General features: G+C 52.3%; 7 protein-coding genes. 6 read left to right on the plus strand and 1 reads right to left on the minus strand.

Features of this window, described 5'->3' with window-relative positions:
• Nucleotides 1-24 precede the first annotated feature (24 nt).
• The 5 genes from AC2A06_RS12865 to recD all read left to right on the plus strand — a co-directional run bounded on the left by AC2A06_RS12865 (nt 25) and on the right by recD (nt 13101).
• The gene (locus AC2A06_RS12865) at nt 25-909 is read left to right on the plus strand and encodes a LysR family transcriptional regulator (protein ID WP_484380549.1); all 885 of its coding nucleotides are present in this window, start codon (nt 25-27) and stop codon (nt 907-909) included.
• A gap of 456 nt (nt 910-1365) precedes the next feature.
• Complete coding sequence (gene recC / locus AC2A06_RS12870) at nt 1366-4740, plus strand: exodeoxyribonuclease V subunit gamma (protein ID WP_484380550.1); 3375 nt, start codon at nt 1366-1368, stop codon at nt 4738-4740.
• 71 nt (nt 4741-4811) lie between these two features.
• A complete protein-coding gene (gene ptrA / locus AC2A06_RS12875; RefSeq protein WP_484380551.1) occupies nt 4812-7703 on the plus strand; it encodes a pitrilysin in 2892 nt (963 codons plus the stop codon).
• Nucleotides 7700-11251 (plus strand): exodeoxyribonuclease V subunit beta, encoded by a 3552-nt coding sequence (gene recB / locus AC2A06_RS12880; RefSeq protein ID WP_484380552.1) that lies wholly within the window; start codon nt 7700-7702, stop codon nt 11249-11251. The genes ptrA and recB overlap by 4 nt, the downstream gene beginning before the upstream one ends.
• Nucleotides 11248-13101, plus strand: a complete 1854-nt coding sequence (gene recD, locus AC2A06_RS12885; RefSeq protein WP_484380553.1) for an exodeoxyribonuclease V subunit alpha — start codon at nt 11248-11250, stop codon at nt 13099-13101. Before recB ends, recD begins: the two co-directional genes overlap by 4 nt.
• Nucleotides 13102-13413: 312 nt before the next feature.
• On the opposite strand, the gene argA is transcribed toward recD, so the two are convergent.
• Nucleotides 13414-14757, minus strand: coding sequence for an amino-acid N-acetyltransferase (argA, locus tag AC2A06_RS12890; protein WP_484380587.1), 1344 nt, complete (start codon nt 14755-14757; stop codon nt 13414-13416).
• A gap of 334 nt (nt 14758-15091) precedes the next feature.
• On the opposite strand from argA, the gene amiC reads away from it, so the two are divergent.
• On the plus strand, nt 15092-16348 hold the full coding sequence (gene amiC / locus AC2A06_RS12895) for an N-acetylmuramoyl-L-alanine amidase AmiC (RefSeq protein ID WP_484380554.1): 1257 nt from the start codon (nt 15092-15094) through the stop codon (nt 16346-16348).
• Nucleotide 16349: the final 1 nt, after the last annotated feature.

The raw sequence follows: 16349 nt of genomic DNA on the forward strand, positions 1-16349 counted from the left end.
TTTAATTGGTTGGCGGGAAGAAAAATGAGAATGAGCGTCAAACAGCTACGCGCGTTTCTGGCGGTAGCTCACACTCTGAACTTCGCGCATGCCAGCGAACGACTGAATTTGTCACAACCTGCGTTGAGCTTGAGGATTAAAGGGCTGGAAGATGCGCTAGGGGGGCCGCTGCTCCTGCGAAATACCCGTAAGGTTGCCCTGACGCAAGAAGGGGAGGCGTTTTTGTCAATGGCGCGGCAACTGCTTGCTGATTGGGATAATGTCGAAGAAGCCATGTGTCAGAGCTTCACGCTGCAGCGTGGCAAAATTTCGGTTGCGGCGATGCCTTCCTTTGCGGCGAACGTTTTGCCTGAGGTGTTGAGAGCATTCCGTGAGCGCTACGGCGGAATCAATGTCACCGTACATGACATTATCAATGAGCAGGTGGTTGAAATGGTACGTGAAGGACGGGTTGAAATCGGCATCGCCTTTGAACCTGCACCCACTCACAACTTACTGTTTACTCCTCTGGGTATTGACCGCTTTATCGCTATTGTTCCGAAAACCTCTGCCCTTGCCGCGAAAAAGCGTCTTTCATGGGATGAGTTATTGGCACTGGATTTCATTACCTTGCAGCGTCCTTCCGCGGTACGGTTGATGTTGGAAGAGGAGTTAGCCCGAAGCGGGCGCAAACTGGATGTGGCTTTTGAGAGTCACCAACTGGTCACAGTAGGGCGCATGGTGGCGAGCGGGTTGGGTGGCAGTGCCGTGCCAGCCCTATGCCAGGCACAAATGACCGAATTGGGTGCCGTATGTATCCCGCTTGATAACCCAGTGATAGAAAAATGCATCGGCGTGATTCACGCCGGGCATCTGCAACTTTCAAAAGCCGCCTATGCATTGCTGGAAACATTAAAAGGATATTATTAACTTTTTGATAGCTGAACCGCGTCGGCAAGGCTTCCTTTACCTAAATAGCTGCTCGTAATAGTACTACAGGTGGGAGTGAGGCAGGTTAGCCGACCGTTGAGCGCATGGACGCGCGATACGAGCCCCCAGGGAGGGGTATACGGCGTGTCGGCGTTCCTGACCATTCCCACCGACCAAAAGCGTAAAGTGTAGTGGTATTAGGAACACTTATTTTGTATCAATACGGCAGTTAACTATTCTGGTGTGGTCTTTATTCGGCGTTTTTGAAGCAAGGTGCGAATAGTTTCCTGATGTGAGACCATAAGAACCGCTTTGGTGCTTGGGTCGAGGTTTAATATAAGTCACCCGTTGATGTTCCCAAACCGCGAGTTCAAGGGGCGAGGCCATCAAAGTCGAATTTCGCTCGCCAACAAAAAGGGACCACTCAGGTTATTGCCCCTTGCTTAAAGGAGTCTCATGTTTACGGTTTATCATTCCAATCAGTTGGATTTGCTGAAAACGCTTATCAGCGCGTTGATAGCCAGAGAACCCTTGACCGATCCTTTTCAGCAGGAAGTGGTGCTGGTGCAAAGCCCGGGAATGGCTCAGTGGTTGCAGATACAACTGGCACAAGAGTTCGGCATTGCTGCCAATATCGCTTTCCCGCTGCCCGCCACCTTTATTTGGGAGATGTTTACCAAAGTCTTGCCCGGGATCCCCAAAGAGAGCGCCTTTAGCAAAGATGCCATGACCTGGAAGCTGATGTGGTTGCTTCCTGAGATGCTGACACAACCCGCCTTTGCGCCACTGCAACATTACCTGACGGACGACAGCGATAAGCGCAAGATCCACCAGCTTGCTGGGCGGGTTGCTGACTTGTTTGACCAATATCTGGTTTATCGCCCACAGTGGCTGGAAAGCTGGCAGCGCGGGGAAATGGTTGCCGGGTTAGCCGATGCTCAGCTGTGGCAAGCGCCGCTATGGCAGCGGTTGGTGGAATGTACCGCAGAACTGGGGCAGCCGGAATGGCACCGGGCCAATTTATATCGGCGTTTTATCAGCGTATTAGAGAACGCTGCCTCATGCCCGGCTGGGCTGCCGCCACGGGTGTTTATATGCGGCATTTCCGCTTTACCACCGGTTTATCTTGAGGCACTACAAGCCTTGGGCAAACATATTGATATTCACCTGATGTTTACCAACCCTTGCCGCTACTATTGGGGGGATATTCAGGATTATGCTTTTCTGGCTCGTTTACAGAGCCGCAAACGCCGCCACCATCATCATCAGGCGCAAGAGCATCGGTTATTTCGCCAGCCGGAACAGGCCGCCCAGCTATTTGATGCCGAAGGCGCACAACAACTGAGTAATCCGTTGCTGGCCTCTTGGGGGAAGTTAGGGCGCGACCACCTCTATTTATTGGCGCAGATGACCCAAGTGCAGGAAGTGGACGCCTTTGTAGATATTCCGGCGAATGACTTATTGCATGCTATTCAACATGACATGCTGGAGTTAGAAGATTATGCGGTGATCGGTACCACCCCGGAAACCTTGGACCGCAGCGACCATAAACGCCGTCTGGAACCGCAAGATCGCTCAATTAGCCTGCATGTTTGCCACAGTTTGCAGCGTGAAGTAGAAATATTACATGATCAACTGTTGGCGATGTTGTCGCAAGACCCGCAATTAAGCGTGCGGGATATTATTGTGATGGTGGCCGATATCGACAGCTATGCCCCCTATATTCAGGCGGTTTTTGGCAGTGCACCGCCGGGGCGCAATCTCCCCTTTGCCATCTCCGACCGTAAGGCTCGCCATGTACACCCAACATTGCAGGCGTTTATCTCCTTGCTGGATTTACCACAAAGCCGTTTCACTTCCGAGCAAGTGTTGGCATTGCTGGATGTACCGGCGCTGGCGGCGCGTTTCTCGATTCAAGAGTCCGGGCTAACTCTGTTACGTCGCTGGAGTGGTGAAGCCGGTGTTCGTTGGGGGTTGGATGATGATAATGTGCGCCAGTTGAATCTGCCGGTAACCGGGCAGCATACCTGGCGGTTTGGTATTACACGCATGTTGTTGGGGTACGCGATGGACAGCAATGCGGGTTGCTGGCAGGACGTATTGCCCTATGATGAGTCGAGTGGTTTGGTGGCGGAACTGGCGGGGCAATTAGCCGAACTGCTGGCGCAACTTAGCCATTGGCGGCAGCTATTAAGTGAGGAGCGGCCATTGGCAGAATGGTTACAGCTGTGCCAACAGTTGTTAACCGCTTTCTTCCAGCGAGACAGTGAGACCGAAGAAGCACTGACGTTGATTGAAGATCAATGGCAAAAGGTGATCAGCTTAGGGCTGGCAGCGCGCTATGCTGACCCGTTACCGCTGGTACCGTTGCGCGACGAGCTCGCCGCCAGGCTTGATCAACAACGCATCAGCCAACGCTTCCTGGCGGGGCAGATTAATTTTTGCACCCTGATGCCGATGCGCTCCATCCCGTTTAAAGTGGTTTGCCTGCTGGGTATGAATGATGGTGTTTATCCCCGGAGCTTGCCTCCTTTGGGGTTTGACCTGATGGCGCAGCAAAGTCAGCGTGGTGATCGTAGCCGCCGCGATGATGACCGCTATCTGTTTCTGGAGGCGATACTCTCTGCCCAGCAACGGCTCTATATCAGCTTTATTGGCCGTTCGATTCAGGACAATAGTGAACGCTTTCCTTCGGTGCTGGTGACCGAGTTATTGGAATATCTGGAGCAGAGTTATTGCTTACCTGGCGATGAGCAATGTGATGCAGACTGCAGTGCCCAACGGGTGCGTGAACACTTACTTCAACACCATGCGCGTATGCCGTTTGCCGCAGCCAACTTTGTGCCAGGCAGTGAGGAACAGAGCTATGCAGCGGAATGGCTACCTGCCGCGCAGGGCAATGGGGTGGCACATCCTGGTTTTAGCCATCCGTTGCCACAGGAAGCCAAAACGCAGGTGGCTTTTGACGAGTTACTGCGTTTTTACCGCCACCCGATCCGCGCTTTTTTCCAACTGCGGCTCGGGGTTAATTTTATTCTGGAAGAGACCGAATTACCGGAAGAAGAGCCCTTTACCTTAGATAATCTCGAACGTTATCAATTTAACAGTCAATTGTTGAATACGTTGATTGAGGGGGCAGAGAGCACCCCGTTGTATCAACGGCTCCGCGCCTCCGGCAGCTTACCCTATGGCGCTTTTGGTGAGATTTACTGGCAGAAACAGCAGGAAGAACTGAGCGAATTGGCGGAATTGGTGCGCGAACAGCGCCAGGAGAGTAGCAGCCTAGAGTTGGATATCTCGGTGGCGGGGGTACAAATTAGTGGCTGGTTGCATCAAGTTCAAGCGGATGGTCTACTGCGCTGGCGTCCAGCGACACTTAACGCCGTGGATGGTATTTTGTTGTGGCTGGAGCATTTGGCTTATTGTTGTGCTGGGGGAACCGGGGAGAGCCGGATGTATGGCAGTAAAAAATCTGCCTGGCGTTTTGCGGCACTTTCGGTGGAACAAGCCCATGAGCAGTTGGCTGAGTTGCTAACAGGTTACCAGCGTGGGCTTGCTGAACCCTTGATGCTGTTGAATAAAAGTGGCTGGGCATGGCTGAGCCACTGTTATCAGCAAGAAACGCAGCAAATAGATTGGAGTGAAGAAGTTCAAAGCAAAGCCCGCAGTAAGCTGTTGCAAACCTGGCAAGGTGAACAACGAGTGATAGGGGAAGGGGAGAACCCCTATGTACAGCGGGTGTTCCGGCAAATGGACAATGTTTATTTTGAACAAATTATCAGTGAAACCGTGCGTTATCTGTTACCTGTGGCACGGCATAACCTAGGGTAACTTTTTTAGCTTAAAGCGGTCATGGCTAGGGAATTGACGTGATGGCAGAACAATCGAGGTCTATTTTGGTTATGCGCAGACAGTTTGCCCACCTTTTCGGGTTGGTATTTTTGGTGATGTTTTGGTTGCCGTCAGGCTGGGCTGCCCAGGGATGGCAACCGCTGGCAGAAAAGATCAACAAAAGTGATCATGACCCGCGTCAGTATCAGGCGATTACCTTAACCAATGGGATGACGGTGTTACTGGTTTCTGACCCTCAGGCTCCCAAGTCACTGGCGGCTTTGGCACTGCCAATTGGGTCGCTGGATGATCCTGACAGCCAGTTGGGTTTGGCTCATTACCTTGAGCATATGGTGCTGATGGGGTCCAAACATTATCCAGAGCCGGAGAGTCTGGCCGAGTTTTTGAAAAAGCATGGGGGGAGTCATAACGCCAGTACCGCCCCTTATCGCACCGCGTTTTATCTGGAAGTGGAAAACGACGCCTTGGCAGCGGCGGTTGATCGTCTGGCGGATGCCATTGCTGCCCCGATCCTGGATCCTGACAATGCCGACCGTGAGCGTAATGCGGTCAACGCCGAGTTAACCATGGCGCGTTCCCGCGATGGGATGCGTATGGCGCAAGTCGGCGCTGAAACCTTGAATCCGGCACACCCTGCCGCACGTTTTTCTGGCGGTAATCTCGATACCTTGAAGGATAAACCCGGCAGCAAACTGCATGATGAGCTGACGCAATTTTACCAGCGCTACTACTCCGCCAACCTGATGATGGGGGTGTTATACAGCAACCAACCCTTGCCGGAATTAGCGGCACTGGCGGAAAAAAACTTTGGTCGCATAGCCAATCGTCATGCGCAGGTACCCGCCATCACGGTGCCAGCAGCAACGTCTGAACAGAAAGGGATCATCATCCACTATGTTCCGGCACAGCCACGCAAACAGTTGAAAATCGAATTCCGGATTGATAACAACAGTGCGGAATTCCGCAGTAAAACCGATACCTATATCGGCTATCTGATTGGCAATCGAAGTAAAAATACGCTTTCAGACTGGTTACAACGACAAGGGTTAGCGGATGCTATCAATGCCGGTGCCGCCCCGATGGTGGATCGTAACGGCGGTGTGTTCTCCATCAGTGTTTCCCTGACGGACAAAGGGCTGGCACAGCGTGACAAGGTGGTTGCCGCCATCTTCAGTTACCTGCAAATGATGCGCCAGGAAGGGATAAAACAGAGCTATTTTGATGAGATTGCCCGGGTATTAAATATCGATTTCCGCTATCCATCTATTACCCGCAATATGGGGTACATCGAGTGGCTGGTGGATGCGATGCTGCGGGTACCGGTTGAACATGTGCTCGATGCCCCTTTTCTGGCGGATCGTTATGATCCACAAGCGATTGCCGCACGCCTGGAGCAGATGACCCCGCAAAATGCACGAATCTGGTTTATTAGCCCCGATGAACCGCACAACAAACAGGCTTACTTTGTTGAGGCACGTTATCAGGTAGAGAAAATCCCCCAGGATCGTTTTACTCAGTGGCAGCAACTGGGGCAGGGAATTGCGCTTTCATTGCCAGGGTTGAACCCTTATATTCCGGATGACTTTAGCCTGATCAAACCTTCTCATCCGTTTAGCCAACCGGAAATGGTGGTGAATCAACCTGGGTTACGCGCACTGTATATGCCCAGTCGCTATTTTGCTGATGAGCCGAAGGCGGATGTGACGGTGGCATTACGTCACGCCAAAACGATGGATTCTGCACGTCACCAGGTATTGTTCTCGTTGATGGATTACCTGGCGGGCCTGTCGTTGGATCAGTTAAGTTATCAGGCCGCAGTAGGGGGGATCAATTTTTCCACCTCATCAAACAACGGCCTGCTGTTTAATGCGAATGGATTTACTCAGCGGTTACCACGGTTACTCACCGCGCTAATAGAGGGCTATGCCAGCTTTACCCCTACTGAAGAGCAGTTTGAGCAAGCTAAATCCTGGTATTTGGAACAGTTGGATGCTGCCGAAAAGGGCAAAGCTTTTGAGTTGGCGATCCAGCCGGCACAGGTGCTTTCCCGTGTACCTTATGCAGAACGCAGTGAACGGCGTGAAATTGTGCGTTCGCTGACGCTGAAAGAGGTATTGAGTTATCGCGATAGCCTGATGGTTGGGGCAACCCCTGAACTGCTGGTGGTGGGTAATATCAACCAACAACAGGTCGGTGTACTGGCCTCTTCATTACAACATCGCTTGGGCAGTCACGGGGTTGATTGGTGGCATGGCGAAGACGTGGTGGTTGCCAAAAAGCAGTTGGCAAATATGCAGCGCCCGGGTAGCAGCACTGACTCTGCGCTGGCGGCAGTGTATGTGCCAACGGGTTATGATGACATTACCAGCATGGCCTATAGCACTTTGCTGGGGGAGATGATCCAACCCTGGTTCTATAGCCAATTGCGTACCCAAGAACAACTCGGTTATGCGGTATTTGCTTTTGCGATACCGGTTGGTCGCCAGTGGGGCGTGGGTTTTTTGTTGCAGAGCAATAATCAGCAGCCCGCCTATCTCTACCAGCGTTATCAAGACTTCTATCCGAAAGCAGAAAAGCGTTTGCGCGAGATGAAAGCGGCTGATTTTGAGCAGTATAAGCAGGCGATGATCAATCAACTGGAGCAACGTCCACAGACATTAAGTGAAGAGGCGGGGCGTTTTAGCAACGATTTTGACCGGGGTAATTTTGCTTTTGATACCCGCCAAAAACTGATTGCGCAAATCAGGCTGTTGACCCCGGTCAAGCTGGCAGATTTCTTCCATCAGGCGGTCATTTCCCCCCATGGGTTGGCACTTTTGTCGCAGGTGAGTGGCAGCAGCCAGCAGAAAGCGGATTTTGCCACCCCCGGTAAAGATTGGGTGACCTATGACAATGCCTCCTCGTTACAGCAAACACTGCCACGTCAGGTGGTGACGCCATGATGAAAGCGGTTCCTCAGCGGCTTGATCCACTTAGGTTGCCACTGTTTGGTGAGCGCCTGATTGAAGCCTCCGCAGGGACGGGTAAAACCTTCACCATTGGCGTGTTGTATTTGCGTCTACTGCTGGGGTTAGGAGCGTCAGCGGCGTTCCCTCGCCCCTTGATGGTAGAAGAGATCCTGGTGGTGACCTTTACCGAGGCGGCAACTGAGGAGCTGCGCGGGCGTATTCGCAGTAATATCCACGCGTTACGTGTGGCTTGTGTTCGTGGGCAGAGTCAAGATCCCATATTGGCCGCCTTGATGGCAGAACTGGATGATTTGGCAGCGGCCGCCGCGCAATTGCTGGCGGCAGAACGCCAAATGGATGAAGCGGCAATCTACACCATCCACGGTTTTTGCCAGCGAATGCTCACTTACCATGCATTTGAATCCGGCATTCTGTTTGAACAAACCCTGATACAAGATGAGTTGCCGTTACGCCGTCAGGCCTGTGCCGATTTCTGGCGGCGACACTGCTATCCGTTACCGCTGAATGTGGCGCGTGCTGTTAGCCAGGAGTGGAGTGGCCCGGAAGCACTGCTTAGTGACCTGACCAGTTATCTGCATGGCGAGGCACCCACCTTACGCCAGCCCCCGCGGGATGACGAAACCCTGTTGATGCGCCACGAACAGGTCGTCGCGCGTATTGATGCCCTTAAAGCACAATGGCGTGCGGTATCAGCGGAACTGGAGGCCTTGATCAGCCAATCTGGCGTCGACAAGCGTAGCTATAGCAGTAAACACCTGCCTAACTGGCTCAATAAGGTGGGGGAATGGGCTGGGCAGGAAACGCAGGATTATCAGTTACCCAAAGAGTTGGACAAGTTCCGCCAATCCGTCTTGTTGGAGAAAACCAAAAAAGGGGAAGCCCCACGCCATAGTCTGTTTGTCGCCATTGATGAACTGTTTTCTCAACCACTGACCCTCCGTGACCTGGTTATGGCGCGGGCGTTGAGTGAGATACGCATCTCTGTGCAACAGGAAAAGAGCCAACGTGCCGAATTGGGGTTTGATGACCTGCTTAGCAGATTGGATGGCGCATTACACAGCAGCGGTGGGGAACAACTGGCTTCGGCTATCCGCCAGCGTTACCCGCTGGCGATGATTGATGAGTTTCAGGATACTGACCCGCAGCAATACCGTATCTTCCAAAAACTTTATGTCGGCCAACCAGAGTGTGGCCTGTTGCTGATTGGTGACCCCAAACAGGCGATTTATGCTTTTCGTGGCGCGGATATCTTTACCTATATGCGAGCGCGTTCAGAGGTGATGGCTCACTATACGCTGGAGACTAACTGGCGTTCATCACCAGCGATGGTGGGTAGCGTGAACGCGCTATTTAGCCAAGTGGAAAAGCCATTTCTGTTTGAGCAAATCCCGTTTATCAAGGTGGCGGCAGCTGCAAAAAATCAAGGGTTGGCCTTCGAGCTATGTGGCAAATCACAACCGGCCATGCAGTTCTGGTTGCAGCCAGGGGAAGGGGTCGGCGTCAGTGATTATCAGCAATTAATGGCGCGGCAATGTGCAGCGCAGGTTCGTGACTGGCTGAGTGCGGGTCAGGGCGGGGAAGCCTGGTTGGCGGACGGGGAACAGCGGCGTTCAGTTCAGGCGTCAGATATTACCATTTTGGTGCGTAGCCGCGCGGAAGCGGCGTTGATACGTGATGCGCTCAGTGCGCTGGCGATTCCTTCGGTTTACCTTTCCAGCCGTGACAGTGTTTTTGATACTGTAGAAGCGAAAGATTTACTGTGGTTACTGCAGGCGGTATTGGCTCCGGAACAGGAGTGGACATTACGTAGTGCCATGGCGAGCAGTTTGCTGGGGCTGGATGCGCTGACGCTGGACCAGTTGAATCGCGATGAGCGCGCCTGGGATGCCTTGGTTAATGAGTTTGATGCATACCGCACTTGCTGGTTGCAGCGGGGTGTTTTGCCCATGTTGCGTCAGGTGATGGTCAAGCGGCATTTAGCTGAGGATCTGCTGGCCAGTCTGGGCGGTGAACGTCGTTTGACCGATATTATGCACTTAGGCGAGTTATTGCAGGAAGCCTCGACGCAACTTGAAGGGGAACATGCCCTGGTACGCTGGTTGGCGCAGCAAATTGCTCAGCCCAACCAGCAGATGGATAACCAACAATTGCGGCTAGAGAGTGATCGGCATTTAGTTCAGGTGATGACTATCCATAAATCCAAAGGGTTGGAGTTCAATCTGGTGTGGCTGCCTTTTGTCGCCCATGCTCGCCAGCAACAACAAGGGCTATACCATGACCGCCAAACGTTTCAGGCGTTGCTGGACCTTAACGCCAATGAAGAGAGTCAGGCCTGGGCAGAAGAAGAACGTCTGGCCGAAGACTTGCGGTTACTGTATGTGGCGCTAACCCGTTCGGTTTATCACTGTAGCATCGGTCTCGCCCCACTCTTTCTGGGGATGCGTAAGAAACAAGGTGAGACGGATTTGCACCGTAGCGCCCTGGGTTATCTGTTACAGGCTGGGCAAGCGGGTGATGCCGACTACCTTAAAGCCTGTTTACAGCAGTTGTCAGCCAAGGAGATGGCCTTTGCATGGGTGGATACGCCAGATGAACATCTCTGGCAGCCACAACAGACTACGGTCACTGAGTTAGTCGCCAGGCAGTTCTCACGGCAATATCAAGATTCATGGCGTGTCACCAGCTATACCGGGTTGCAGCAGCATGGTTCGAGTCGCGTACTGGAGTTGTTACCGCGCCTGGATATTGAGGCTATTGGCGAGCAATCGGTAGAGAGTGTCACCACCCTGACCCCCCATACTTTTCCACGCGGCGCAGCACCCGGGACGTTTCTGCATAGTTTGTTTGAAGAATGGGATTTCACTCAACCGTTAGATCAAGCGTGGTTGCTGGAACAAGTGCAGAAACAGGGCGTAGAGCCGCATTGGTTACCGGTTTTGTATCACTGGATGCAAACGGTGCTCAATACGCCGCTTAATCACAGCGGGGTGATGCTTTCAGCGCTACCTGCTGGGGCCCGGCAGGCGGAGTTACAGTTTTATTTGCCGATTAATCGGCTGTTGCAGGCGAGCGAGTTGGATAAGCTGATAAAACGCTATGATGCGCTGTCTGCCCATTGCCCGGAACTCAATTTCCAACAGGTGCAAGGGATGCTGAAAGGCTTTATTGATTTGGTGTTCTGCTGGCAAGGGAAATACTACTTGCTGGATTACAAATCCAACTGGTTGGGCGATAACAGCGGCGCTTATACCCAGCAAGCCATGGAGCAGGCGATGGTTCAACACCGCTACGACCTGCAATATCAACTCTATACCTTGGCGCTGCATCGTTATTTGCGCCATCGTCTGGTGGATTACGATTATGAGCACCATTTCGGCGGGGTGATTTATCTATTTCTACGCGGCGTGGATAGCGAACAGGTTGGCAACGGTATCTTTACTTGCCGCCCGCCACTGGCGTTAGTCGAAGGGATGGATCGCCTGTTTAGTGGTGAACCCCTGGCCCTTGAGGTGGAGCAATGATCAATATCCTGAATCAGGCATTGGCGTTGGGGGTGTTGCGCCCGTTAGATGTGCAATTTGCCCAGGTGGTGGCCAGCGAAGATCAACCCGCACTGCTGCTGGCTGCCGCTTGCTTGAGTGCAGATGCCGGGGCAGGGCATGTCTGTTTGTTGCTCGAGCAACTGTTACCGGAAAATTTGTTCCATGGCCGTCAACCTGAGTTGGCATTGGCTGCCTGGCAAGCCTGTGGGCAACCGGATCTGGCTGGTTGGCAACAGTGCTTACTGGCAACGCCGGCAGTGAGTGATGGTAGTGCTGCGACCCCCATGGTGCTGCAACAACAACGGCTCTATTTGCAACGTATGTGGCAAAACGAGGGTGAGGTGGCGGCCTTTATCGGCAGTGAGAGTTCACCTCTGTTGATGGAGGAAGCGCCACTGCGCACCATCCTCGATCAACTGTTTGGCGAGACAACCGCTGAACCTGATTGGCAAAAAATTGCCGCAGCCGTTGCGGTGACACGGCGTATTGCGGTGATCTCTGGTGGACCAGGCACGGGGAAAACCACCACCGTCGCTAAATTGTTGGCGGCATTGGTCCAGTTGAACCACAGTGAGCACTTACGTATCCAGCTTGCGGCCCCGACGGGCAAAGCAGCGGCGCGCCTGACGGAGTCCTTAGGCCGTGCCAGTCAGCAGTTAAATTTAACCACGGAGCAGCGGGCATTATTCCCGACAGAGGCAGCAACGTTACACCGTTTGCTTGGCGCTCAGCCAAACAGCCAGCGGATGCGTTACCACCGGGGTAACCCACTGCATCTGGATGTATTGGTGGTGGATGAAGCCTCAATGGTGGACTTACCGATGATGGCGCGTTTAATTGCTGCTTTACCCGCTAATGCGCGGGTGATTTTCCTGGGGGATCGTGATCAGTTAGCGTCTGTAGAGGCGGGGGCGGTGCTGGGGGATATCTGTCAATTTGCCGAGCAGGGTTATAGTGAGAGTCGAGCTGAACAGTTGACGCGCTTGACCGGGTGCTCAATACCCCGGCAATGGGTGGGGGACGGGCCCTTGGTGCGTGATAGCCTGTGCTTACTGCGTAAGAGTTATCGGTTTGACGCCAACTCCGGTATTGGGCAGTTAGCGTTGGCGGTGAATGCCGGTGAGGCTAAGCGTGCTATGGCGGTGCTAAATAGCGGCTACGCCGATGTGTCTGCCTATCCATTGGTTGAAACTGAAGATTATCAACAGTTACTGGATACCTGTGTTGATGGTTATGGTGCTTATCTACGGCTGGTGGCTACCGGCGCCGGGGCTGCCACCATCCTGACCGCGTTCGGTGACTTTCAACTCTTGTGCGCGCTGAGAGACGGGCCATTTGGCGTTGCTGGGTTGAATCAACGTATTGAAAGCGGCTTGCAGCGAGTGGGGTTGATCCAGCGTAATGCGGCGGCAGGGCGTTGGTACCCAGGGCGTCCGGTGATGATTAGCCGAAACGATAGTGCCTTGGGCTTATTCAATGGCGATATTGGTATCGCTTTGCCCGATGAAGAAGGCAACCTGCGGGTTTATTTCCCATTACCGGATGGTTCAATTAAATCGGTGCAACCGAGCCGCTTGCCAGAGCACGAAACCGCCTATGCCATGACGGTACATAAATCCCAAGGCTCAGAGTTTGAACATACGGTACTGGTGTTACCCCCTGACTTTCTGCCGCTACTCACTCGCGAACTGCTGTATACCGCAATTACCCGTGCTCGTAAGCAGCTCTCGCTTTATGTTACCGATAAGGTGCTGATGGGGGCGATTCGCACTCCAACACAGCGCCGTAGTGGTTTGGCCGAACGGCTGCAATTGATGAGCAGTCCGTGATTTTGGTTAATGGTGAATTTGTTTGGATAAATTGCTTAGGAACCTGAGGGATCCCCATATATTTTCTGTCAACATTCTGTATTGAGACAAATTTAAGGTATAAAATTCAATATATTGTATTTTTGTGACAAATTTCGGTCGCCTTATGTTTTCCATACTATGAACTGATTGCGCCTGCGACCGAATCAGGGGCCAAAGGCGTGGCCCCTGATAACCCGCGCCTTTGCCAACTCAGGCGGTCGCTACGCGACAATTACTCGGCCCGTCCCTGGGCCTCGCCCCTGCAGCTTGAATGATGACGAGTATAAACAGTCAGAGATTCGCCAACAGGATTTTTGAGCGACGTTGGTAGTTGTACAACGCCTGTTTTTTCATCGGCAATACGTCTACTTCCGCCGGGGTGAAGCCCCGTTCCTGGAACCAGTGAATGCTGCGGGTCGTGAGCACAAACAGTTTCTGCAGCCCCATTTGACGCGCCTGGCTTTCTACCCGTTGCAGCAGCATTTCACCGCGTGATGAACTGCGGTAATCCGGGTGTACCGCAACACAGGCCATTTCACCGATCTTCTCTTCCGGGAAGGGGTAGAGTGCCGCACAGGCAATGGTCAGGTTATCCCGCTCGATAATGGTAAATTTGTCGATTTCCATCTCAAGTTGTTCCCGCGAGCGGCGTACCAGGATCCCTTGCTGCTCCAGTGGGCGGATAAGCTCCAGTATGCCGCCAATATCATTGATGGTCGCATTGCGTACCTGTTCGGCACTCTCCATCACTATCTGGGTGCCGATGCCATCCCGTGAGAATAGCTCTTGTAGCAAGGCTCCATCTTCCTGGTAGCTGATCAAATGGCAACGGCGTACACCGCTACTGCAGGCTTTGACTGCACCGCGCAGGAAACGTACCGTACCGGAGTAGTAATCGCCAGACTCTTCCAGTTGTTCAATGCGTTTTTGCGCATCGTTAGGGAACAATTCGGAGATAATATTCCCTTGCTTATCCGTCACCCCTTGTGAAGAGCAAAAGCCGATCATTTTTTCCGCCTGCAATTTGATCGCCAACTGTGTAGCGACTTCTTCGGAGGTCAGGTTAAAACTTTCGCCAGTGACTGATACCGCGACAGGGCCAATCAAGACAATGGCGTTGCTGTCTAACTGACGGTGGATGGCTTCCTGGTCAATGCGGCGGATACGGCCACTGTGGCAGTAATCTACGCCATCATCCACCCCCAACGGTTGGGCAATGACAAAGTTACCGCTGACGACATTGATATGCGCCCCTTGCAATGGGGTATTGTTGAGGCTCATTGAGAGCCGTGCCGTGATATCCAGTTGTAACAAGCCAGCAGCCTGTTTCACCAACTCTAAGGCTTGAGCGTCAGTCACACGGACATGTTTATGATAAATGGGCTCACAATGATGTAGGGCCAGATTGCTATCGATTTGTGGGCGTGCGCCATAGACCACCACCAGACGGATCCCCAAACTATGTAATAACCCAATATCATTGACGATACTGGTGAAGTTTTCATGCTCAATGGCTTCCCCACCGAGCATGATGACAAACGTTTTGCCACGGTGAGCGTTGATATAGGGAACTGAGTGACGGAATCCTTGGACCAGCTCTGTGCTACGTTCCTTCACGGCAAAACCTCTTTGCATATTTATACGGTATTTTTGTATTTTTATTCTTTTATGGCGTAAATGGCAAGAGGGAAATAATCTGAAACTGCCCGTTAGGTGAGTGATCTGGCGGTTGTTATTCAGGTTTTGGCGCATGTCTTTGCTTTACCTGCTTGAGAATAACGCGAATTATTCACCACAATAGATGAGTAAATTGAAAACCATTAAAGATGACAGGGTTGTCGAGATTAGTTAAAGTTTTGCAATTATGCTTGTTTTTCTATCGGTTATAGCAAATTTTATACGGGTTATAGATAAAAACCCTGTAGCTTGAAGAGTGACGGGTAAAAATTTTTACTATTGCTGGAGCCACATGCCTAACGCTAACCACCATCAGACTCGTCGTCGTCTTTTACAAGGAGTAGCCGCAACTTGGTTGCTGAGTGTGAGCCGCGTTGGCTTCGCTGCTGCTGCTTCGGTGATTGCGGTCCGCATCTGGCCCTCCTCGACCTATACCCGGGTAACGCTGGAATCTAATATTCCATTGAAGTATCAGCAGTTTGCATTGGCTAATCCAGAGCGAATCGTCATTGACGTGGAAGGGGTGCATCTTAACTCGGTGCTTAAAGGTATCGCCGGGCAGGTACGCAAGGAAGACCCTTATTTGAAACAGGTGCGAGTGGGTCAGTTCGATAAAGATACCGTCAGATTGGTACTAGAACTCAAGCAACGTGTAAGTTCACACCTGTTTACCCTGTCACCGGTTGCTGAGTATCGTAACCGCCTGGTTATGGATCTCTATCCTGCTAAAGCAAGCAGCGGTGAAGAGTACGACCCGTTGCTGGCATTACTGGAGGATTATAATAAAGGCGATGTGGAACGCACATTACCCGCCCCGGCACAAACCCCAGCGGTGGGTAAGGCAGGGCGTGACAGGCCTATTGTGATCATGCTGGATCCTGGTCACGGTGGAGAAGATCCTGGTGCTATTGGTAGAAATAAAACCCGCGAAAAAGACATTGTGTTGCAAATTGCCCGCCGGTTGAGCGCGCTGATCAAGCGTGAACCCAATATGCAAGTCTTTATGACACGCAATGAAGATGTGTTTATTCCATTGAAAGTGCGTGTGGCGAAAGCACGCAAGCAACGGGCAGATCTGTTTGTTTCGATCCATGCTGATGCTTTTTCCAACCATAGCGCTCGGGGATCTTCCGTTTTTGCCCTATCCACCAAAGGCGCTACCAGTAATACCGCCAAGTTTCTGGCACAAACACAGAACGCCGCCGATGATATTGGTGGGGTAAGCAAAAGTGGTGATCGCTATCTTGATCACACCATGTTTGATCTACTGCAGACGGCGACCATCAATGACAGCCTGAAATTTGGCCGGGAAGTGCTGACTCGTATGGGGAAAATTAACCGTTTGCACAAGAACCGGGTCGATCAGGCGGGGTTTGCTGTGCTCAAAGCACCGGATATTCCTTCCATTCTGGTGGAAACGGCATTTATCAGTAACCCGGAAGAGGAGCGTAAACTGCGCACCAGTCAGTTTCAGCAGCAGATAGCCCAATCTATTTTGGCCGGAATCAAAGCCTATTTTGCCAATGGTGGCGCGCAGGCACGTGGTTGAG

Source organism: Serratia sp. HNCC26DJ244 (assembly GCF_057180565.1).